Below are 20,754 nucleotides of genomic sequence, written 5' to 3' on the forward strand. Positions count from 1 at the left end.
GACGCGACGCCACTCGGCCATCGGCTATCTCAGCCCCGTGGCATTCGAGCGCTTGGCCGGTTCAGGCTAAACTCGGTGTCCATCGAACCGGCAGCAGGCCAGGCCTTCGAACTGTTCAAGGAAGCGCTTCGAGCAACCAGCGCTGGTTGAAGGGCCCAAATCCGTCGGGCAGCAGGTTCCTTGATCTCGATCCCTTCGCCCAGAGGATCGTTAGAGGGTCGCCGATTGGCGACCAAGAAAGTCGCGTACCAGCGCGGCAATCTCGTGATGATGCGTCTCCAGCGCGAAGTGCCCCGCGTCGAGCAGGTGAATTTCGGCGTCCGGGAGGTCCCGCTTGTAAGCGTTGGCGCCGGCGGGAACGAAGGCCGGATCATGGCATCCCCATGCTGCGAGAAGCGGCGGCTGATGCTCGCGGTCGTGCTGCTCGGCCTCGACCAGGTGGGCGTACGGATCGTGGGCGACATCCCTGCCGGCCTGCCGCCCTTCGCGCTGCCCAGCTTCGATCCGGCGCTATGGATCGAGCTGCTGCCGGCGGCAGTGCTCATCAGCCTGGTGGGGTTCGTGGAATCCGTCTCGGTCGCGCGGACGCTGGCGGCGAAGCGGCGGCAGCGGATCGTGGCGAACCAGGAACTGGTCGGGCTCGGCACGGCGAACATCGCCTCGGCGATCTCGGGCGGCTACCCCGTGACGGGCGGCTTCGCGCGATCGGTGGTGAATTTCGATGCCGGTGCGGCGACACCTCTGGCTGGCGCCGCGACGGCGCTCGGCATCCTGGGCGCCACGCTGTTCCTGACGCCGCTGTTCCGCTACCTGCCGCAGGCGGTGCTGGCGGCGACCATCATCGTCGCCGTGCTGTCGCTGGTGGACCTGGCCGCCATCCGCCGCACCTGGGCGTATTCGAAGGCCGATTTCGCTGCGATGGCCGCGACCATCCTGCTGGTGCTGCTCGTCGGTGTCGAAGCCGGGATCGTCGCGGGCGTCGCGCTTTCGCTACTGCTTTTCCTCTGGCGCACCAGCACGCCGCACATGGCGATCGTGGGCCAGGTACCTGGCACCGAGCACTTCCGCAATGTCGAGCGGCACGTGGTGATCACGGATCCGGCGATCCTGTCCCTACGCGTCGACCAGAGCCTTTATTTCGCCAACTCGCGATACCTGGAAGACCGCATCTACGGGGAGGCTGCGGCACGCCCGGCGTTGCAACACGTCATCCTCATGTGCCCCGCGGTGAACCTGATCGACGCGAGTGCGCTCGAAAGTCTCGAAGCTATCGCGGATCGCCTGCATGCCGCGGGCGTGGGCTTTCATCCTTCGGAGGTGAAGGGGCCGGTGATGGATGCGCTGAAACGATCGGACTTCTTCGAGCACTTCAAGGGGCGGGTATTTCTCTCGCAGTTCGAGGCGGTGCAGGCGTTGGGCTGCGGGGCGGAAGCGGGTGGCGCCGTACCGACCGGCGGAATGGGGAAGGCAGCGCAGGAGGTGCGGGTGCACCCCGTCGTGTCGGGCATCGCCGCCCCCAGAGCAGGTTAGTTTCCGGTTCCCACCGCTGCTCCAGTCGATTTCCCAACCTCATATCTTCCATGCTCGGACAGCGCCGTGAACTTCAGGTTTCCTGGGGTTTCGCCGCGACGGCTTGAGGGTTGGAGAACGCAACGACCCCGGAAATCGCTCTCCGGAGGCGCGAAAGTCTCCCAAGCTTGGGGGTATGACGATTTGACCCTCAAGCATTATAGCGTTGAATTTGGATCGTTTTGTGGGATTGAGGCTTGGGGGCTTTCAGCAAGCTGACCGCCTGGGAAAGGGTATCCGCGACGCCGTCATCGACCACCGCGACCGTGATGCCCGCCCCGCGGTAGTGTTCCCAGACAGGCAGGATGCGGATGTCGATCCCGGCGAGGCCGCCATTCTGCCCGGTATTCAGCAGATGCCAGGAGAACGGGAAAAGGGGGTCGTTCGGAACAGGCAGCGACACGAAGCAATCCTTGGACAGCGACGAAATTCCGCGGGATCGTGGGCACCCCGGCAAGGCGGGCCTGGCGGTGCGGAACCCACGCTGCCCGCGATTGATCGGGCCAACCTGCCCACATCGCCAACCTTACTAAAAATTACGAAGTGTCGGGCGAGCCCGCTGGGGCGCCCGACCGGGTTGGTGCTGTGCAGCTTCGCCCGGTCCCAAGGCAAGCACGCCGGCGGCTTGAGCGCTCAAGTCTTCCGGCCTAGCGTTCCATCATCATGATCGCGGCGCCATGCCACCCCCCTCGACGCGCCTTCCCCTCGGCGGCACGGTGGAAGGAGGCGATGTTGGACTTCCTGCGGCTGCCCGCCGCCGAACGCGCCATCGCCAATTCCGCCGCGGACTTCACCGTGCTCGGCGACGACGGGATCCCGGTCTCGTTTCCGCGCCCGGGCGGCCCGGACCAGAGCTTCATCGGCTCGCTGCGCTCCGGGCTGGGTGGATACGCCGCAACGCGCACGAAGCACATGAAGAGGCCCCTGGAGGTCGCCATGGCGCTGGCGGTCGCGCGGCTGTCCGGCCTGCTCATCGGCTCGGCCGGCGGGGATGGCATGGCGATGCTGTTCAACCTGCCCTTCAGCACCGTCCTGCTTCCCGATCTGGCGGCGGATGACATGCTGCGTCACGTCGCATGCGCGTCGCATGCGATCGGCCCGCGCCTGGCGATCCGTGGCCTGAACGACGCGCAGCACATGCCGATCCTGGCGGCGCTGCGGCACGCCGGTTTCATCCTGATTCCCTGGCGCCAAATCTTCCTCGTGCCGCAGCCGGCAGTCGCGCTGTCGCGGTCCGGACAGGTGGCCAGGGATCTTCGGCTGCGGCGGAAGCACAAGGACCTAACGGTCGCCACGGACGACGTGCTGGACGACGAGGAACTCGACGCAGCCGTCGCCATGTACCGGCAACTCTACATCCACAAATATTCCGTGCAGAATCCGGATTTCAGCGCCGGCTTCCTGCGCGCCGCGCTGCGCACCGGGGCGCTGCGGTTCCTCACGGTCCGCGATCCCTCCGGAACCGTCATCGGCTTCGTCGGCTACTACTGCAACGGCACGACGATGACGACGCCGATGATCGGCTACGCGATGGATCGCGCGAGCACCTATCCCATCTACAGGCTGCTGATGCTCGCCCAGCTTCAGCTTGCGGCGGAGGTGGGGCTCGCGCTGAACTGGAGCTCCGGGGTGCCGGAGTTCAAGGCGCTGCGCGGCGGCGAACCGGCGCTGGAATACATCGCCATCGCGCCCCAGGGCGCCTGGCCGCGCCTGGTGTTCAGCGGCTTCGCCGCGACCAACCGCTTCGCGTTCACCAGCCCGCTGCTGCGGAAGGTCGTGCAACGGATCTGACCGCGCGCCACGCCGTCGCGTGGCGGTCGCGGCGCCGATGCGGCCCCGCGGGGTGGCCGCCGCCGGCTCAAGCCGGGCCGCGATCCGCGGGCGAGGGTCCGCCCCGGCGCAACGCCTCCGCCAGGCCCGGCCGGGGGTCGAACAGCGCCGGCTTGATGTCGCCAAGCCGCATGCCTGCGTCGACCAGGACCTCCATGCGTCGCCGCCGGCCGTCGTGCACGCGCTCGGCCTCCACGGGGCGCAGCTGGCCGAGGTCCCGGCAAAGCCGATAGTGGCGCGAGTCGCGCAGCAGCCGCTCCACGTGCTCCGCCAGCTGCGCGATCGCGGACTCCGCGGCGGGGCTTTCCACGAACAGCGTGTAGCCCGCGATGCCTGCGGGCTCCGTCGGCGCCAGCAGGGCGAAGTCGTAAGGCAGCGCCGTCTCGGCCAGGGCGCGCGTCACCACCTCCGTGGCGAAGACCGGGTCCAGCTTCTCGCCGCGCAAATCTGCGACGCCATCGAGCTTGCCGCGGAAGCGCAGCAGCGGCGCGGCATGCCAGTGTCCCTCGCACCGGACCGCGTCGCGCAGGTGGTAACGGTGGAAGCCGCCGCCCGTGGTCAGCACGGGCGAATAGTCGCCGCCGGCCCGCAGCTCATGCGCCAGCAAGGGGGGCGTCGCGGGCCGCGAAAGGTCGATGAACTCGAAGACGTGGCTGGTCACCGCCAGCACGGGCGCCAGGCCGCGCCGGATGGGGACGGAGACCACGCCCTCGGTCGCCATCAGCCCCTTGGGTTCGATCGCGATGCCCGGCAGCCGCGCCCGCAACTGGTCGGCAGGGGCGCTGGCCTGGGCGTCGGTCCAGCAGGACACCATCGCGAGGCGCGGCCAGATGCGCGCGGGCTCGGGCGCGGAAAGCCGCGACAGCACGCGCCGGCGCCCGGGTGGCAGGCCGGCGAGCAGCCGGTCCCAATGCGCCGCGACGTGGTCCAGCAGCAGGGTCAGGAAGTCCGGGCTCCAGACGGAGATCAGGCCCAGGTCATCGGCCTCGAGCAGCGCGCGGGCGGTCGCGTCGCGCCAGGCCGCGGGGTCGGTGATCGCGCCCAGGGCGCCGCTCCCCACCAGGCTGAGGCGCGCCGCGAGGCGCGCGACCGGCGAGAGGTAGCCGGTGTCGTCGTCAAGGCCGATGGGGATGCCGCCCTCCGTCCGCCGCGGCCCGGCATGCAGCGGCGAGATCGAGATGTAGGTCCGCAAGCCGCGCACCGCCGGGACGTCGCGCAGGACGCCGGCGATCCAGACCGTCGCGGCGCGCTCGAACTCCGCGCGGAGATCGTTCGTGTAGGGAATGAGCTTGCCGGCCGCCGTGCTGCCGGAGGTGCGTTCCAGCATCCGCACGCCGCCGGCGGTCAGCACGTCGCGCTCGCCCGCGGCGATGCGCGTGATCAGGTCGCGCAGCTCGTCGTAGCCGACGACAGGCACGCGGCGGCGATACTCGGCCACGGAGGTGATGCTCTCGAACCGGTGCCGCCGCCCGAGGACGGTGCCGGCGTTGCGCCGGAGCATGTGCAGCAGGCGGCCTGCCTGGCTCGCCTCCAGCGCCGCGGCCGCGGCCGCGAAGCGCCGCGTCTCCCGCGTCGCCGCCAGCCGCCAGGCGCCATGGAGAAGCCGGAGCGTCGCCTCATGTGCCGACGGCATGGCAGGCCTCCCGCTCGGCCGGGCTGCCGCTGCCCGGACCGGCCAGCACGGACTCCACGCGCAGCATGACGCCGCCGCGGGGCACCATGACGCCGCCCCGCCGCATCGCACGCACCGGGCGGTCCGGCAGCGGGGCGAGGTGCAGCGACGTCAGCAGTGTCGCCAGCACCGTGCGCATCGCCAGCAGGGCCTGCGCCTGGCCCGGACACTGGCGGTGCCCGCCGCCGAAGGGCAGGTAGCCGGCACGGTCCGGGCCCCGGTCCAGGAAGCGCTCCGGCCGGAACTCCGCCGGCGCCTCATGGGTGGCGGGGTCGAGATGCACCAGCCAGCCATGCGCCAGCACGCGGGTGCCGGCGGGCAGGCGCCAGGGACCGAGGTCGAGCGGCTCATGGAGTTCCCGGACCAGCCCGCCCGTCAGCGGCGGGTGGAGCCGCAGGGTCTCGTGGCAGATGGCGACGAGGTCGTCCTCGCTCCCCCGGGCCAGCCCGGCCACCAGCCGGTCGCGCAGCCCTGGCCGCCGCTGGATGTGGTGCAGCGCCCAGGCGATCGCGGCGGAGGTGGTCTCGTGGCCCGCCAGCAGCACCGTCATCAGCTGGTCGCGGATGGTGGCGGCGCCGAGCGGCTGCCCATCCGCCTCCCGCGCCGCGAGCAGGCGCGACAGCAGCGAACCCGCCGGCGCGCCCCGCGCGCGCGCGGTGCGGATCCGGTCATGCAGCATCGCGTCCACCGCCGCCAGGTCGGACCGGATCCGCCGCACCGCGGGGATGCGGTCCAGCCGGTCATAGAGGCCGGGGATCAGCACGCCGAAGGTCTTCAGCGGGGACCCCAGGTCGCCGAACATGCTGGTGAGGCGGAGGCGCAGCGCCTCGTCCGCGGGTGCGCGCCAGGTGCCGAACAGCGCCTCCAGGATGGTGCAGAGCGTGGCGCGGTCCGCCAGGGCCAGGGCCGAGAAGCGGTCGCCGGGCCGCAGCGCCGACGCGGCCGCCAAGGTCGCGCTGCGCACGACATCCGCCTTGCCGTCGAGCCCCGCGCCCACCAGCCCGGGCATTAGCGCGCGCCGGATGCGCTGGTGTTCGGCGCCATCGGCCAGGACCAGGGAGCGCGGGCCGAACAGGGGCGCGAGGGCGGCATTGCCCCGCCCGACGCTGAGCGAACGGCTGGGCAGAGAAAACAGCCGGCGCACCGGCTCCGGCGCCGCCAGCACGACCAGCGGCGGCGTGCCCAGCCCCTGGATGGTGAAGACCGGGCCGTAGCGGCGGCGGCAGGCGAGCATGAACCGGGCCGGGGCATAGACCTCGAACAGCGTCTGCAAGGCCGGGGGCACGGGCGGGCCGGGGGGCAGCCCGCGGCGAAGCCGGTAGTCGGGAATCAAGGCTGCCAAGATGCTCGCCGCCGCCTCTGGAACCGTCACACGCGGATCGAGACTAGACCGCACCGGAAGGTTGATACAATCTTCGGGAAAAGATGTCTGGGCTGCAGGATTGCCACCGAACGACGTGCGGAGGTGCATTTTGGTCGAAAGTGGCGGCGATCCGATCGATCGCTTGGTGGATGTCTGCGAGGCACTGGCGCGCGGCGACTACCAGGATGCGAATGCGCTGTTCGAGCTGACGGGCGACGAGGCGTCGACCGACCTCGCCCGCCTCGCCGAGGCCTTCGGCATGATGCTGGTGCAGATCGAGGCGCGGGAGATGCACCTGCAGCAGCTGATCAACGCGCTGCGCGAGACCCAGCGGCAGCTCGAGGATGCGAAGCGCCGGCTGGAGCAGGAGAATGTCGTGCTGCGGCAGGACGTCTCGCTGATGACGATCGGGATCGACGGCGAGGAGCGGGCGGCCGAGGTGGCAAGGGTGACCGGCACCGCCTATTTCACCGCCCTTGCCAGCGCCGCGCGCGGGCTGCGCCGAAACCGACGCGGCCTCGGCCCGGCATGATCGTCTCGACGCATTCCTATCGCGGCGGCACGGGCAAGTCGAACATCACCGCGAACCTGGCGGCGCTGCTCGCCCGGTCGGGGCGAAGGGTTGGCGTGGTCGATACCGATATCCAGTCCCCCGGCATCCATGTCCTGTTCCAGCTTGAGCCGCAGGCCATGCGCCACACGCTGAACGACGTGCTGTGGGGACGCTGCGCCATGACCGATGCGGCGCATGACGTCACCGACCGCGTCGCCGCCCACGGCAAGCTGGCCGAGGGCGGCGCCGTGTTCCTCATCCCGTCCAGCGTCAAGGCCGGCGAGATCACCCGCATCCTGCGGGAGGGGTTCGATGTGAACCTGCTGGGGGATGCCTACAACACCGCCCTCGATGCGCTCGGCCTCGACGTGCTGATGATCGACACCCACCCCGGCATGAGCGAGGAGACGCTGCTGTCCATCGCCGTCTCCGACACGCTGCTGCTGGTGCTGCGGCCGGACAGCCAGGACTACCAGGGCACGGCGGTGACGCTGGAGGTGGCGCGGCGGCTGGATGTGCCGAACCTGCTGCTCGTGGTCAACAAATCCTTGTCCAGCCTCGACTTCGCGCTGCTGAAGGACAGGATGGAGCGCACCTACAGCGCACCCGTCGCCGGCATCCTGCCGTTCAGCGAGGAGATGCTGACCCTCGGCAGCGCCGACCTCTTTGCCCTGACGCACCCGGCCCATGCCTTCGCCGCCGGCCTGCGCGACGTGATGTCGCGGCTTTGAGCGAGGCGCGGCAAGGCTGGGGTGGGCGGCGTGCCGCCAGGCTCGGGGCGCTGGGCCTTCTCCTCGCGCTCGGCGCTTGGCTCGGCTGGACCTTGCTCCGCGGCGAGGACGCGGCCGCGCTGCCGGTCCTCGGGCTGGAGCGCGACGTGCCGATCCTGCTGCGGGCGACCGGATCGGTCGAGGCGGACCGCCTCGCCCGGATGGGCTTCGACATGCCGGGCACCATCGCGCGGATCGCCGTGCGGGTCGGGGACCGGGTCGAGGCCGGGCAGGAGCTCGCTTTGCTCGACAACCGGCTGCAGATCGCACGCCTGGACAGCACCCGCGCTGCGCTGGCCGAGGCGGAGCTGCAGGTGCTGGTCCGCCAGGCGTCGGTCGCCGGGGCGGTCGCCGTCCTTGACCAGCGGCGCCGGACCCAGTCGCGCACCACGGCGCTCCGCCTCGCCGGCCATGCCGCCATGGCGATCGCGGAGGACGCCGAGCTCGGCGTCGCCACCGCCGAGGCCGAGCTGCGCGGGGCCCGGCATGCGCATGAACTCGCCCGCGCGCAGGTCGAGACGGCGCGGTCGGAGGTGCAGGCGGCGCGCGTGGTGCTGGACCGGCACACGCTGCGCGCCCCCTTCAGCGGCATCGTCATCGCGCGCCACCAGGAGGTCGGCGAGATCGCCGATGGCCGGAGCCCGCTGCTGACCCTGGTGGACCCCGACAGCGTGTGGCTGCGCGCCTATGTCGGCGAGGACTTCGCCGGCGGCGTGGAGGAGGGACAGCGAGCGGAGATCGTGCTGCGCGCCCGCCCTTCGGAACCCCTGCCCGGCCGCGTCGCGCGCATCGACCGGGAGGTCGACCGCGCGACCGAGGATCGCCGCTTCAATCTGGCCTTCGAAATCATCCCCCCCGCCTTCGTGCTGGGCGAGCCGGCGGAGATCCGGATCGTCACCGGCGTGACGCGGGAAGCCGTGCTGATCCCGGAGCGGCTGATCCGCAACGTCCGCGATGGCAGCGGCACGGTCTGGGTGCGCGCCGGCGGCACGCTGGCGGAGCGCCGCGTCCAGCTCGGCCGGCGGCATGATGATGGCCGGCGGGAGCTGCTGGGCGGCCTGGAGCCGGAGGAGGCCGTGCTGGCGGTCCGTCCGCGCGGATGGTTCGGGGCGGGTAGCTGATGCTGGCGCTGAAGGACCTGCGGCGCCGGCCCGGCCGCTTCCTTGCCACCGCCTTCGGCGCGGCGACGCTGATCGGCACGCTGCTGATGCAGGGCGCGATCTATCGCGGCATCGTCGACAACACCCTGTCGCTGATCCGCGTCATCGGCGCCGATATCTGGGTGCTGCAGACCGATGTCCGCAACGGCGTCGGCGAGGTCTCCTCGGTCTGGAGCGAAGCCCGGCGCGCGGTGGAACGCATCCGCGGCGTCGCCGCCGTCGGCGAGGTGATCTTCCACTATGCGAGCGTGGATGAGGGCGAGCGGCGCCAGCGCGTGCGCCTGGTCGGCTATGAGCTCGGCCGGCCGGGCGGCCCTTCCGAGATCATCGCCGGGCGCGGCATCACCGCGCCGCTGCGCGAGGTGGTGCTGGACCGGCGCGCCGGGATCCCGGTCGGCGCCGAGGTGACGATCCTCGGCGCGCCCTACACCGTGGTCGGCCATGGCGCGCATGCGCTGGGGCCGAGCGGGGAGCCGGTGGCCTTCGTCACCATCGAGGATGCGCGGCGGCTGCAGAACCGCCTCTCGGACCCGATCATCCGCCGCCTGGTGGCGACCGGACAACCGCTCGGTGATTTCCGCAAGGCGACGCTGCTCGCCGTCGTGCTGGAACCCGATGCCGCCGCCTGGCCCGTGACCGCGGCCATAGAGCGCTGGGGCGGGCTTTCCGCCACCACGCGCCAGGAACAGGAGGAGGTCTACGCGCTGGCCACGATTGAGGAGATCAGCGCGACCATGGCGCTGTTCGCCCTGGTGCTGGTCGTGGTGACGGTGGCGATCCTCAGCCTGACCATCCATGGGATGACCATGGAGAAGATGCGCTCCATCGCCACCCTGAAGCTGATCGGCATCCCGGGCCATGTCATCGTCGGGCTGGTGATGCAGCAATCCATGATGATCGGCCTGATCGGCTACGTGGTCGGCGCATCGGGCGCCCTGGCGCTGCGCGGCTACTTCCCCGTCCACCTGGTGTTCCTGTGGCAGGATGCGGCCATCGTGGCGCTCATCACGCTGGTGATCAGCCTGGTCGCCAGCATCTCCTCCGTCCGGTTCGCGCTCGGCATCCAGCCGGCGCAAGCGCTGTCCGGTTGAAGCGTCGGTGCCCGGAGCATGACAACGCCACCGCCGCTGATCCGCCTGTCCGGCGTGACGAAGCACTATGGCAGCGGCGCCTCGCGCGTTGAGGCGCTGCGCGGCGTCGACCTCGAGATTCCCGGCGGCCAGGTCGCGACGCTGGTGGGCAAGAGCGGCTCGGGCAAGAGCACGCTGCTCAACGTCATCGGCTGCATCGTGGAGCCGAGCGGCGGCCGGATCGAGCTGGGCGGGGAGGTGGTGGCGGATGGCGGCTGGACGCTCCGCGACTACACCGCGCTCCGCCTGAGGCGCATCGGCTTCATCTTCCAGTTCCACAACCTCGTGCCCTTCCTGACCTGCCTCGAGAACATCCAGCTCGTCCTCCGCCACGCCGGCGTCGATCGCCGCGCGGGGCGGGAGCGGGCGATGGAGCTGCTGGAATATTTCGACGTCGGCCACCGGCGCGACCGCTACCCCTCCGAAGTGAGCGGCGGCGAGGCGCAGCGCGTGGCCATCGCGCGCGCGCTGGCGAACCGGCCGAGCATCATCCTGGCGGACGAGCCGACAGCCTCGCTCGACGCCACGCGGGCGAACAAGGCGGTGGACCTGCTGCGCAAGGTGGCGGCGGAGCAGCACGCGGCCGTCATCATCGTCACCCACGACCAGCAGGTGATGAACCGCGCGGACCACACCTTCATGATCGACGAGGGCCGCATCCACGGAGGCTCCTCCGAGGATCTCTACTATGCCGGCTTCCGCAGCCAGCGCCGTACCGGGCGTGCCGGCCGGGGCGTCGCGCCCGGCAACGACCAGCCGGCAGGCGGCGCATAGCGGCACGCAGGCAGGATGCCACGCGGCACGGACGCGCAGGGAGGTACCGAAGGGCATGCACAGTTTCGCGACGGTGGCCGTCGGCGACATCGACGCCGACCTCGAAGCCGAGATGTTCGGCCTGTTCGCCGCCTACTACGACTGCGTGGACCGCGACCGCTTCGGCGGCGACCTGCGGGAGAAGCACTTCGTGCTGCTGATGCGCGGCGGCCAGGGGCAGGTCCTCGGCTTCACCACCCTGCGGATCGACCGGCAGGTCTTCGGCGGGCAGCCGGTGCGCGCCGCCTTCTCGGGCGACACGATCATCCACCACACGCTGTGGGGGCGCACCGACCTGCACGCCGCCTGGCTGCGGCTGATGGGCCGCGTGAAGGCGGAGCAGCCGGCGGTGCCGCTCTACTGGTTCCTGGTCGTGATGAGCCACCGGACCTACCGCCATCTGCAAGTCTACGCCTATGACTACTTCCCCCGCCATGATCCCGACCCGGCCACCGAGCCGCAGCTCCGCCGCATTGCCCATGGCCTTGCCGCGGATCGCTTCGGCGCTGCCTTCGACGCGGATGGGGGGGTGATCCGCTTCCCGCAATCGCTCGGCCAGTTGAAGCGCGACTGGACCGAGGTGCCGGAGCGACTGGCCGACCGCCCCGAAATCCGCTTCTTCCTGGAGCGCAACCCCGACTATCGCGAGGGGGTGGAGATGGTCTGCCTCGCCGAGCTTTCGGTGGCCAATCTCAAGCCCTTCGTGCGCCAGTTCTTCGAGGAGGGCCTGACGGCCGCCGACCCGCAGCCGGTGACCTGACCCGTCGCGCGCGGGGCGAACCGCCTCACGGGACGGTCGTGTCGGTCGGCCGGCTGGTGCCCCGCGCATCGACCCTAGCCATGGCCTCGATGCTGGCGCCTGCGGCGACCCGCGCGTTCAGCGGCAGCAGCGCGGCGTAGCCGATGACGGCGCCATCGCCGATGCGGGCCCCCGGTCCGATCATGCTGCCGGCGCCGACGAAGACGTCGTGGCCGATCCTGACCCTGCGGATATAGGCGAGGCAGCGTCCGCCCCTGATGGTCGCGAGATGGGCGGAGAGGATGACGCGGTGGCCGAGAGCCACGCGGTCGCCGATGTCGAGCAGGCTGCGGTCCAGCACCTCGACGCGCGGTGTCCAGGTGACGCCGCGCCCGATGCGGCTGCCCCAGCACCGCAGCCATGCGCTGTAGAGCCCCGGCACGGCGCGCAGTGCGACCTCCAGCGCAGGCAGCGCGACGTAGGTCCACTGGAGCTGCATCGCGGTCCACCACGGCAGGTGACGCGGCGCGCCAAGGTCCACCACGCCTTCCCGGATTGGCGCCAGGCGGTCGATGATGCGGTGCGTGGCGACAGGCAGCCCGTAGGTCACGAACAGCAAGGCGAAGGTCCAGCCGCCGGCTTGCAGCGTGGTGTCCGAATGCCAGACGAGTTGCAACGCGCAGGCCGCCATGAGTAGGAGATGCAGCGCCGGGAAGCACGACGCCAGACGACCCGCGACCGACATGCCGCCCCCCCTGCCTGGCTGCTGCGTCCGATGCCGACGCTATCGGCGGCGACGTGGCCGGGCAACCCGCGCGCACCATTTCGGCGCGCCCGAAACGGCGCGACCCCTGCGCGCTGTGTGGCGTGCAGGGGTTATGGGGAGGTGATGGTTGTGTGTGGACTTGCTCCACTTTTATGGAGAGGCATTGGGTCAGGTAGCGGCCATTCTCTCGAACTGCGCTGGGCTTGTGAAGTCGAGCGCGGAGTGGCGGCGGACTGGATTGTAGAAGCCGTCAATGTATCGGCCGATGGCGGCTGCGGCGTCGGCACGCGTGTCGAAGGCGGTGCGCCAGACGAGCTCGGACTTCAGCGTCTTGAAGAACGTCTCGACCATGGCATTGTCGAAGCAGTTTCCCCGCCCGGACAGGGAGATCAGGATGCCGTTGGCCTTCAGTTCGGCCTGGTAGTCCACGGAACAATATTGACTTCCGCGGTCCGAGTAATGAACCAGGCCTGCCGCTGGGCGGCGCATGACGACCGCTTTCCGCAGTGCGGCCAAGGCCAGGTCACGGTGCAGCCTATCGCCGGTCGACCAGCCAACGACGCGGCGGGCGAACAGGTCGATGACGACGGCGAGGTACAGCCAGCCCTCCTTCGTCCAGATGTAGGAGATGTCGGCGCCCCATTTTTCGTCCGGGCCCGCCGCTGTGAAATCCTGATCCAGCAGGTTCGGCGCCACCGGCCAGGCATGGTGACTATCCGTGGTCCGCTTGAACCGCCGCTTCTGCCGAGCCCGCAACCCATTCTCTCGCATCAGGCGTCCCGTCCGGCGGCGGCCGACGGACAGGCCATCGTCGCGCAGTTCGCGCGTCATGCGCGGGCTGCCGTAGGTGCCGTTCGACAACGCGAAGGCCGACCGCACGTGCGCCAGCAGCACCATGTCCTCGTGCTGACGGCGGCAGGCTGGGCGGCCCTTCCAGGCGAAGTAGCCGCTTTGGCTGACGCCAAGGACGCGGCACAGGCGGTGCACGGGGAACTCCTTCTTCGCCTCGTCGACGAGCTTGAAGCTCACCGACTTCCCTCCCGGGCGAAAAAAGCGGTGGCCCGCTTCAGGATGTCCCGCTCCTGGCGGAGGATCTCGTTCTCCCGTCGCAGCCGCTTCACCACCGAGCGCATCCACCACGTGCTCTACGTCGCGATGCGAGAACAGGCAGGGCGCGAGGCCAGACCTGCGCGCCGGTGGTGATGCAGGCGACGTTCATCGCCGTGGCGGCGGTGCCTCGCGGCGGCGTAGGAAAGGTGATCTCCACAGGCGCGGGCGCCAGCCAGGAGACGTCGCGCAGCTGGCCTGGCCGGCGCTTGCGGTAGATGTGCAGCACGTCGCGGGCAGGGATGCGCTTCCGCGCCATCCCAGCCACCCCTTCGCTGCCACCGGACTACATTACCGGCGGACCGCTTCTACGGGGGCAGGTCACAGGGGGAATCGGGAATGGCGGGACGGAGGCGGGCACAGCCCTCAGGACAACAGGGCGCGCTGCCTGTCGAGGACTATCGTCACGCAGGGGCCACCCGCCCCAACAATCCGCCCGCGGCGCTCGCCGCCGAGGGGCGCACACCCGCATAGGGCACGCATCGCCTCCGACAGGCGCGCGACGATCGCCGTGTCCGTCCCCGCCGGCGCGCAGACCGCACCCCAGGAGGTCGCGACGAGATCGGGGACGCCAGCCTCGGCCATCGTCGGCACATCCGGCAGGTCGCGCCAGCGTCCGGCGGAGGTGACGGCGATTGCCCGCAGCACGCCACTCCGGATGCTGGGCAGCGCCGTCGGCACGTTGTCGACGACGAAGCCAAGATCACCCCGCAGCAGCGAGGTCAGCGCTTCCGACCCGCCGCGGAAGGGAACATGCACCCCCTGGATGCCGGCGCGCCGGCAGAACAGCTCGCCGGACAGATGCACGGTCGTCCCGACACCCGAACTCCCGAAGGAAACGCCGCCGCGCTGCTGTCGCGCCCAGTCGACGAGTTCCGCTACCGTGCCGGCCGGCACATGCGCGGCCGGCACGACGAGGACCAGGGGCGCCTCCCAGGCCAGCGAGGCGGGCAGCAGGTCGCGCTCCGGATCATAGGGAAGCCGCGTGAACAGGTAGGGGTGGATCGACAGGCTGTTCATCGCGACGGCACCCAGGGTGTAGCCATCCGGCGCCGCCTACGCGACTGCTGTGACGCCGATCGTGCCGCTGCCGCCCGGCCGGTTCTCCACGACAACAGGCTGACCGCGCCTCGCCGTCAGCAGGTCGGCGATCAGCCGGGCCGCGCTATCCACCGCGCCGCCGGGCGGGAAGCCCACGACCATGCGCAGGGACCTCGCGGGCCAGGCCTGGCCCGGCGGCGGCCAGCAATGGTGCAGCCAGCAGCGTGCGGCGGCGCATCATGTCGCCGCTCACTGCCACGGCGTCCGCTGCCAGATCCCCTGGAAGCGCGCGAGTTGCGCCGGCATCTTCGCCTCCCACTCGGCACCGCGCAGGAAGGACATCGCGAGTTCCAGCTGGCGCACCTTCTCAGCCCATTCCGGCGTGGCGATGACCTTTGCAATCGCATCCTCCAGCCGCGTCGCGATCTCGTCCGGGATGCCACGCGGCGCGCCGAGCCCGCGCTCGCTGGTCATCTGCACATCGTAGCCCTCCTCGCGGAAGGTCGGCACGTCCGGCATCAGCTCCCAGCGCCGCTCCCCCATGCTGGCGATGGCGCGGAGCATCGGGTTCTCCTGCCCCAGCATCCCGATCTCGCCGAGGTTGAGGCCCGCAATGTCGATCTGCTTGCCGAGCACGGCATTCCGCACGGGTCCCGCGCCGGCGAAGGGAGCGTGGATGAACTCGGTTCCCGAAGCCGCCTCGAACAGCGTCAGGCCGAGATGGTCGTCGGTGCCGATGCCCGAGGAGCCGACGCTGATCGTACCGGGCCGGCGCTTCGCCGCCTCGACCACGTCCTTCAGCGTGCGGAAGGGTGAATCGCGGTGCACGACGAAGGCGCTGGGATCGTCGACCAGGCGCGCGATCAGGCGGATCTGCGCACGATCGTAGCGGACCCGGCGCTGGATGCCGAGCGAGACGTAGCCCGGCGTGTTGATGGTGCCGAGCGTGTAGCCATCCGGGCGCGCGCCCTGCAGCGCGGCATAGGCGGTCTCGCCGCCGGCGCCGGGCCGGTTCGCAACGACGAAGTTGGCGCCGGGCAACTCGGCCGGCAGGAACTGCGCCAGGGCCCGCACCATGACATCCGTCCCGCCGCCCGGCGCGAAGCCGACAACGACCTCGATGGGCCGGCCGGCCGGCCAGTTGGGCTGCGCCAGCGCGGGCGCTGCCAGTGATGCGACGCCGGCGGCAAGGATGCCGCGGCGGGTGAGGGTGGTGTGTGTGTTCATTGTTTCCTCTCCATGTGGAACAGTACGGACCGGCAGCCGCCGGCAGCGCGTCAGGCCGCCTCGCGGAGGCCGCCCGGGATCACCACGGCGCCCGGCAGGGCCGGCAGCCGCCCTGCCAGCACCGCGACGATGCTCTCGGCTGCGCCCGTGGACATGCCGACGGCGCCGAGCGGTGTGTTGGCCGCAAGATGCGGCGTCGACAGGATTCGCGGGTGGCCGCGGAGCGGGCTGGCGTTCTCCAGTGGCTCATTTGCGAAGACGTCGATACCAGCCCAGGCGATGTGGCCGGAGTCCAGCGCAGCCAGCAGCGCCGCCTCGTCCACGATGCCGCCGCGGGCGGTGTGCACCAGGATGGCGCCGCGCGGCAGCGCCGCGAGCTCCCCTCCGCCGATCATCCCACGCGTCCCGGGCTCCAACGGACAATGGAGCGACAACACCTCCGACCGCGCGAGCAGCGCCGGCAGGTCGGCGATGCGCTCCCCGGGGCCCGGCAGCGGCCCGGCGGGCAGCAGCGGGTCATAGGCGGCGATCCGCATGCCGAAGGCATCCGCGAAGCGCGCAACCTTCGACCCGATGGCGCCATAGCCCACGAGGCCGAGCGACACGCCCTCCACGTCACGGGTCATGCGGGAGGTCTTCTCCCACAGCCCCTGGCGCATGCCGGCAGCGACCGAGGGCAGGTCCTTCAGCAGCGAGAGCATCAGGGCCATTGCATGCTCGGCAACCGAGCGGGAATTGGCGCCGGCGGCGCGCGTCACCGTCAGCCCGCGCGCCTCCGCGGCGGGGAGGTCGATGCCGTCGACGCCAGCGCCGTGCCGCGCAATGACGCGCAACGCGGGCGCCGCGGCATCCATGACCGCGCCGTTGATGATCCCCTGCCGGTGCAGGAGCGCGACCGGATGGTGCTTGGCGATAGCAGCCAGAAGCTCGGCCTCGGATGGGTAGCCGGAGGTGCAGGGCACGGCATAGCCGGCCGCCTCGAGGATGCTGACCGCCTCCGGGGCGAGCTTCGCGGCAGTGACGAGGACTGCGGGCTTCGCGGCATGGGGCTGGGGCATGAGGGGATTCTTTCGGAAGAGATCGGTGCGCGGTCAGACGAGGCCGTCGCAGCCCAAGCGGCGCAAGGTTGCGCCCACCAGGGCCATGACAGTTCTCCCCGCGCGATGGTCACGAACCGCGGAACAGGGGCGGATTTGTGAAACTTGATTTCGAAATGGCGAAGTCATTCTTTCCAGGGATGCCGGGCCCAGAGCGCGCGTATCGCTGCCTCGCCCCCGAGCGCCGCGTCGCGATAAGCCGCGCCAACCAGGGGCTTGAGCGGCAGGCCGACCCGGGCGGCGGCCGCGGACCAGGCCGGATCGGCGAAGATGGCCGCGAAGGCCTCCTCGATCTGCGCGCGGACCGCATCCGGCAGTCCCGGCGGCCCGAAGATGCCCCGGCCGGCGGAGAACACGACATCCACCCCGCCCTCGCGGTAGGTAGGGATCTCCGGCGCGGCAGGGTCGCGCGCCGCGCTGGCCAGCGCCAGGCCGCGGATGGCGCGGTCGCGCAGCAAGGGTAGCGCTTCGCTGATGTTGAAGGCGCCGACATCGAGCTGGCCGCCGAGCAGCGGCACGAGCAGCTGCGAGGTACCGTTGAAGGGGATGTGGTTCAGCCGGACGCCAGCGGCCTCCTCCAGCAGCAGGGCCGCGATGTGGTCGTCCCCGCCAATGCCGGCGGTGCCATAGGGCAGGTCACCCGGCCGCGCCCGCGCCGCCGTCAGCAGGTCCGGCAGCCCCTTCAGCGGGCTGTCGGCACGGACGAAGAGCCCGCAGGCATCCTCGACGACCTGCGCGAGGTAGGTGAGCTCCGCCGGCCGCCAGCGGACCGCGCGCTCGATGGGCTGGCTGAGGATCGTGGGCGTCGCGCAGGCGCCGAGCACGAAGCCGTCCGGCGCGGCATTCGCCACCGCCTCGGTCCCGACCTGGCCACCCGCGCCCGCCCGGTTGCTGACGACGACACGCGCGCCTGGCAGGCGCGCGGCGAGGAAAGGCGCGACGCTGCGCGCCATGGCGTCCATGCCGCCACCTGGCGCGAAGGGCACCACGATCTCGATCGGGTGGCCCGCCGGCCAACCGCGCTGGGCGAGCGCCGGGGTCGCGAGGACGGAGATGGCGCCGAGGAGCGCGCCGCGCCGGCCGATCTGGGTTTCCTGCATCCCAAAGTTCCTTCCCTGAGCCCGGCCCTTTTCTTGACAGACACAGGCTGGGATCGCTTATAATGAAACACGATTTCGAAATGCAAGCCTTCAACAGCAGGGCACCTTGGGAAGGAACCGCGTACCATGCTCTCCCGCCGCAACATCCTCCGCACCGGCCTCGCCGCCATGCCGCTCACCCTCGGGGCATTGCCGCGCCCTGGCTACGCCGAAGCGGGCGAAGCCTGGCCGTCGCGCCCGATCCGCATCGTCGTCGCCTGGGCCCCCGGCGGCGCCGTGGACACCATTGCGCGGCGCCTCGCGCCCAGGCTGTCCGAGAGACTGGGACGGCCGGTGGTGGTGGAGAACAAGTCGGGTGCCACCGGCACGATCGGCGCCGCCGACGTCGCGCGCGCCACGCCGGACGGGCACACGCTTCTGGCGATGGACAACACCTACGCCATGCTGCCCTACCTGTTTGAACGCCTGCCCTTCGACCATGCGAATGCCTTCCGCCCGGTGACGGTCAGCGCCTTCTCGCCGGTGATGATCGCCGTGCACCGCGACGCACCATGGCGCGACCTCGCCGCGCTGATCGCGGATGCGAAGCGCGAGCCGGAGAGGATCACCTACGGCACCGGCGGCATCGGCAGCGCGCCACACTTCGCCACCGCCGCCTTCGCCCAGGCAGCCGGCATCCGGATGCTGCACGTGCCGTTCCGTGGCGCCGGCGAGGCGGTGACCAATGTGCTGTCGCGCCAGGTGGACCTGGTCATGGTCTCGCTCGGTTCTGCGCTTGGCCATGTGCAGGGCGGCCTGCTGCGGGTGCTCGCGATGAGCGGCGCGGAGCGCACGCCTGTCCTGCCGCAGGTCCCGACCTTCAAGGAGGCCGGCCTGCCCAACCTCGGCCCGAATGGCACCGGCGTGGTGAACTGGTCGGGGATCGCGGCCCCGGCTGGCACGCCGGACGCGGTGGTGACGCGGCTGCATGCGGTGGTTGCGGAGGCGCTGGGGGCGCAGGACATGCGCGACTTCCTGGCCTCGCTGGCGTCCTCGCCGGGCGGAATGCCGCCAGCCGCCTTCGCGACGCTGCTCGCCGAGGAATCCGCCCTGTGGCGCGATGTGGCTGTCACCAGCGGCATCGCACGGCAATAAGCCGATGCCCTTCTTCGCGCCGCCGCCGCGCATCAGCACCGAGGTCTTCACGCGGCTGCCGGACCGCTTCCGCCGGCCGCGTGCGACCGAATGGGCACGCTGGAACCGCGGCGGACGCGAGATCGACAGCTTTCTGGAAGGTCCCTGCTTCGACGCGGAGGGCCGGCTCTACGTCACGGACATCCCCTTCGGGCGCATCTTCCGCATCGCACCCGACGGCGCGTGGGATCTTGTTGCCGAGTATGATGGCTGGCCGAATGGCCTGAAGGTGGCGGCCGACGGCACGCTGCTGGTCACCGACTACAAGCGCGGCCTGATCCGCATCGACCCTGCCAGCGGCGACATCACGCCGCTGCTGGAGACGGCGCGCAGTGAGGGTTTTCGCGGGCTGAACGACCTGGCCCTCGGCGCGGATGGCAGCATCTTCTTCACCGACCAGGGGCAGACCGGCCTGCACGACCCGACCGGCCGGGTCTATCGCCTGCGCCCGGACGGCAGGCTCGACACGCTGATCGGCACGGTGCCGAGCCCGAACGGCATCGTTGCCGCGCCCGACCTGTCGCATTGTCTTGTGGCCGTCACACGCGCCAACCAGATCTGGCGCCTGCCGCTGCACGGCGATGGCGCGGTCACCAAGGCGGGGATCTTCATCCACCTGCATGGCGGGCCCGGCGGCCCGGATGGTCTGGCCTGGGACCCGGAGGGGAATCTTCTGGTCGCCCATACCGGGATCGGGACGGTCTGGCGGTTCAACGGGCGGGCGGAGCCGACGCTCGCCATCACCTCCTGCGCCGGCGCCTCGACCACCAACCTCTGCCTGGGCGGCGCCGACGGGCGCGACCTGTTCATCACCGAAAGCGAAACTGGCAGCATCCTGCGCGCGCGTCCGGAATCGGCTAATGTGGGACGGTGAGGCCGGAGGTGACCATGGCGGAGAAGGGGAAGCGGCGATCAGCGCTTGAGGGTGTGGCTTCGGCAGACCGCGCCCTGGCCGTGCTGTCCGCTTTCCGCAAGGGCGACCGCGCCCTGTCGCTGGCGGAGCTTGCGGGACGGACGGGCCTGGTGAAGAGCACGATCATGCGCCTCGCCATCTCGCTTGAGGAGCAGGGCTACCTCGCGCGCGAGGATGACGGCGCCTACCGGCTTGATGCCGAGGTGCTCCGCCTCGGCATGATCTACACGCAGTCCTTCCGGTTGGACGCGCATGTCATGCCGGTGCTTGAGGAGCTCGTTGCCCGGACGGGCGAGACGGCAGCCTTCTACGTCCGGCGTGGCGAGCAACGGCTCTGCCTGTACCGCGTGGACAGCCCGCATCTCCTGCGGATGCATGTCCGGGTCGGTGACGCACTGCCCCTCGACAGTTCCGCCATCGCCCAGGTGCTTCGCGCCTTCGCGCCGCGGCCGCTACCACCCTATGTCGCGACGCTCGACCTGCCCATCGTCACCATGGGCGCGACAGATCCGCACACCGGTGCGATGGCCGCGCCGGTATTCGGCCCCGGCGACAAGCTCGCCGGGGCCCTCGCACTCTCCGCGCCGGTGATCCGCTGGACAGCGGACGCGCAGGCGGCCGCAAGACCGATCCTCGCTGAAGCTGCCGTGACGCTGACCCGGCGGATCGGCGGCGCGATGCCGGAACGGCCGCGCGTCGCAGCCGAGTAGGTCTGTCTGCGCGGAGGAGCG

At 70.8% G+C, this 20,754-nt stretch carries 20 protein-coding genes and 2 pseudogenes; 11 read left to right on the forward strand and 11 right to left on the reverse strand.

The annotated features are described in order from the left end of the window. The first annotated feature begins 225 nt into the window (after positions 1-225). Positions 226-1,530, forward strand: a complete 1,305-nt coding sequence (locus HEQ75_RS09315) for a SulP family inorganic anion transporter (protein ID WP_235961444.1) — start codon at positions 226-228, stop codon at positions 1,528-1,530. Positions 1,531-1,720: 190 nt separating this feature from the next. Here the strand turns inward: HEQ75_RS09315 and HEQ75_RS09320 are convergent, their stop codons facing one another. Continuing rightward, the gene (locus HEQ75_RS09320) at positions 1,721-1,972 is read right to left on the reverse strand and encodes a hypothetical protein (protein WP_168029604.1); all 252 of its coding nucleotides are present in this window, start codon (positions 1,970-1,972) and stop codon (positions 1,721-1,723) included. A 392-nt stretch (positions 1,973-2,364) separates the two neighbouring features. On the opposite strand from HEQ75_RS09320, the gene HEQ75_RS09325 reads away from it, so the two are divergent. Continuing rightward, complete coding sequence (locus HEQ75_RS09325) at positions 2,365-3,360, forward strand: GNAT family N-acetyltransferase (protein WP_168029606.1); 996 nt, start codon at positions 2,365-2,367, stop codon at positions 3,358-3,360. Positions 3,361-3,427: 67 nt separating this feature from the next. On the opposite strand, the gene HEQ75_RS09330 is transcribed toward HEQ75_RS09325, so the two are convergent. Both HEQ75_RS09330 and HEQ75_RS09335 read right to left on the reverse strand, forming a co-directional pair. Continuing rightward, a complete protein-coding gene (locus tag HEQ75_RS09330; RefSeq protein ID WP_168029608.1) occupies positions 3,428-5,032 on the reverse strand; it encodes a GH3 family domain-containing protein in 1,605 nt (534 codons plus the stop codon). Continuing rightward, positions 5,016-6,542, reverse strand: coding sequence for a cytochrome P450 (locus HEQ75_RS09335; RefSeq protein WP_235961446.1), 1,527 nt, complete (start codon positions 6,540-6,542; stop codon positions 5,016-5,018). Before HEQ75_RS09335 ends, HEQ75_RS09330 begins: the two co-directional genes overlap by 17 nt. Before the next feature lies 1 nt (position 6,543). Here HEQ75_RS09335 and HEQ75_RS09340 point away from each other — a divergent pair, with 1 nt between their 5' ends. Genes HEQ75_RS09340 through HEQ75_RS09365 form a run of 6 tightly spaced genes read left to right on the forward strand, consistent with a single transcriptional unit; the run spans position 6,544 to position 11,620 of the window. After that, positions 6,544-6,966, forward strand: coding sequence for a hypothetical protein (locus HEQ75_RS09340; RefSeq protein WP_168029612.1), 423 nt, complete (start codon positions 6,544-6,546; stop codon positions 6,964-6,966). Then, positions 6,963-7,718: a MinD/ParA family ATP-binding protein gene (locus HEQ75_RS09345; RefSeq protein WP_168029614.1), complete on the forward strand. Its 756-nt coding sequence runs from the start codon at positions 6,963-6,965 to the stop codon at positions 7,716-7,718. Before HEQ75_RS09340 ends, HEQ75_RS09345 begins: the two co-directional genes overlap by 4 nt. Beyond that, complete coding sequence (locus HEQ75_RS09350; RefSeq protein ID WP_168029616.1) at positions 7,715-8,878, forward strand: efflux RND transporter periplasmic adaptor subunit; 1,164 nt, start codon at positions 7,715-7,717, stop codon at positions 8,876-8,878. The genes HEQ75_RS09345 and HEQ75_RS09350 overlap by 4 nt, the downstream gene beginning before the upstream one ends. Then, positions 8,878-10,008 (forward strand): ABC transporter permease, encoded by a 1,131-nt coding sequence (locus HEQ75_RS09355; RefSeq protein WP_168029618.1) that lies wholly within the window; start codon positions 8,878-8,880, stop codon positions 10,006-10,008. Before HEQ75_RS09350 ends, HEQ75_RS09355 begins: the two co-directional genes overlap by 1 nt. Positions 10,009-10,026: 18 nt before the next feature. Further along, on the forward strand, positions 10,027-10,821 hold the full coding sequence (locus tag HEQ75_RS09360) for an ABC transporter ATP-binding protein (protein ID WP_168029620.1): 795 nt from the start codon (positions 10,027-10,029) through the stop codon (positions 10,819-10,821). A gap of 55 nt (positions 10,822-10,876) precedes the next feature. Further along, positions 10,877-11,620: a hypothetical protein gene (locus tag HEQ75_RS09365; protein WP_168029622.1), complete on the forward strand. Its 744-nt coding sequence runs from the start codon at positions 10,877-10,879 to the stop codon at positions 11,618-11,620. 25 nt (positions 11,621-11,645) lie between these two features. Here HEQ75_RS09365 and HEQ75_RS09370 read toward each other — a convergent pair whose 3' ends face one another. The 8 genes and pseudogenes from HEQ75_RS09370 to HEQ75_RS09410 form a co-directional block, all read right to left on the reverse strand. Beyond that, complete coding sequence (locus HEQ75_RS09370) at positions 11,646-12,344, reverse strand: DapH/DapD/GlmU-related protein (RefSeq protein ID WP_168029624.1); 699 nt, start codon at positions 12,342-12,344, stop codon at positions 11,646-11,648. A 189-nt stretch (positions 12,345-12,533) separates the two neighbouring features. Then, positions 12,534-13,498 (reverse strand): annotated as a pseudogene (locus HEQ75_RS09375) (IS3 family transposase); the annotation flags it as partial. Beyond that, positions 13,483-13,731 carry a phage portal protein gene (locus tag HEQ75_RS28740; RefSeq protein WP_268887736.1) on the reverse strand — a complete coding sequence of 83 codons (249 nt, stop codon included), beginning with the start codon at positions 13,729-13,731 and terminating at the stop codon, positions 13,483-13,485. The gene HEQ75_RS28740 and the pseudogene HEQ75_RS09375, both read right to left, overlap by 16 nt. Positions 13,732-13,838: 107 nt before the next feature. Continuing rightward, positions 13,839-14,516: pseudogene (locus tag HEQ75_RS09390) on the reverse strand (Bug family tripartite tricarboxylate transporter substrate binding protein); the annotation flags it as partial. A gap of 12 nt (positions 14,517-14,528) precedes the next feature. Then, positions 14,529-14,675, reverse strand: a complete 147-nt coding sequence (locus HEQ75_RS29030; RefSeq protein WP_168029628.1) for a tripartite tricarboxylate transporter substrate-binding protein — start codon at positions 14,673-14,675, stop codon at positions 14,529-14,531. A gap of 87 nt (positions 14,676-14,762) precedes the next feature. Continuing rightward, complete coding sequence (locus HEQ75_RS09400) at positions 14,763-15,740, reverse strand: Bug family tripartite tricarboxylate transporter substrate binding protein (RefSeq protein WP_168029630.1); 978 nt, start codon at positions 15,738-15,740, stop codon at positions 14,763-14,765. 50 nt (positions 15,741-15,790) lie between these two features. Further along, positions 15,791-16,798 (reverse strand): hydroxyacid dehydrogenase, encoded by a 1,008-nt coding sequence (locus tag HEQ75_RS09405; RefSeq protein WP_168029632.1) that lies wholly within the window; start codon positions 16,796-16,798, stop codon positions 15,791-15,793. 164 nt (positions 16,799-16,962) lie between these two features. Continuing rightward, on the reverse strand, positions 16,963-17,937 hold the full coding sequence (locus HEQ75_RS09410) for a tripartite tricarboxylate transporter substrate binding protein (protein ID WP_168029634.1): 975 nt from the start codon (positions 17,935-17,937) through the stop codon (positions 16,963-16,965). 126 nt (positions 17,938-18,063) lie between these two features. On the opposite strand from HEQ75_RS09410, the gene HEQ75_RS09415 reads away from it, so the two are divergent. From HEQ75_RS09415 to HEQ75_RS09425, 3 genes are read left to right on the forward strand one after another with little or no spacing between them, the layout of a single operon-like run. Next, on the forward strand, positions 18,064-19,071 hold the full coding sequence (locus HEQ75_RS09415) for a Bug family tripartite tricarboxylate transporter substrate binding protein (protein ID WP_168029636.1): 1,008 nt from the start codon (positions 18,064-18,066) through the stop codon (positions 19,069-19,071). A 4-nt stretch (positions 19,072-19,075) separates the two neighbouring features. Then, entirely contained in the window at positions 19,076-19,984 is a 909-nt protein-coding gene (locus HEQ75_RS09420; RefSeq protein ID WP_168029637.1) for an SMP-30/gluconolactonase/LRE family protein, read from the forward strand. A 14-nt stretch (positions 19,985-19,998) separates the two neighbouring features. Then, positions 19,999-20,733: an IclR family transcriptional regulator gene (locus HEQ75_RS09425; protein ID WP_168029828.1), complete on the forward strand. Its 735-nt coding sequence runs from the start codon at positions 19,999-20,001 to the stop codon at positions 20,731-20,733. Positions 20,734-20,754 lie beyond the last annotated feature (21 nt).

Source organism: Falsiroseomonas selenitidurans (assembly GCF_012103215.1).
GTDB classification, from domain to species: domain Bacteria; phylum Pseudomonadota; class Alphaproteobacteria; order Acetobacterales; family Acetobacteraceae; genus Falsiroseomonas; species Falsiroseomonas selenitidurans.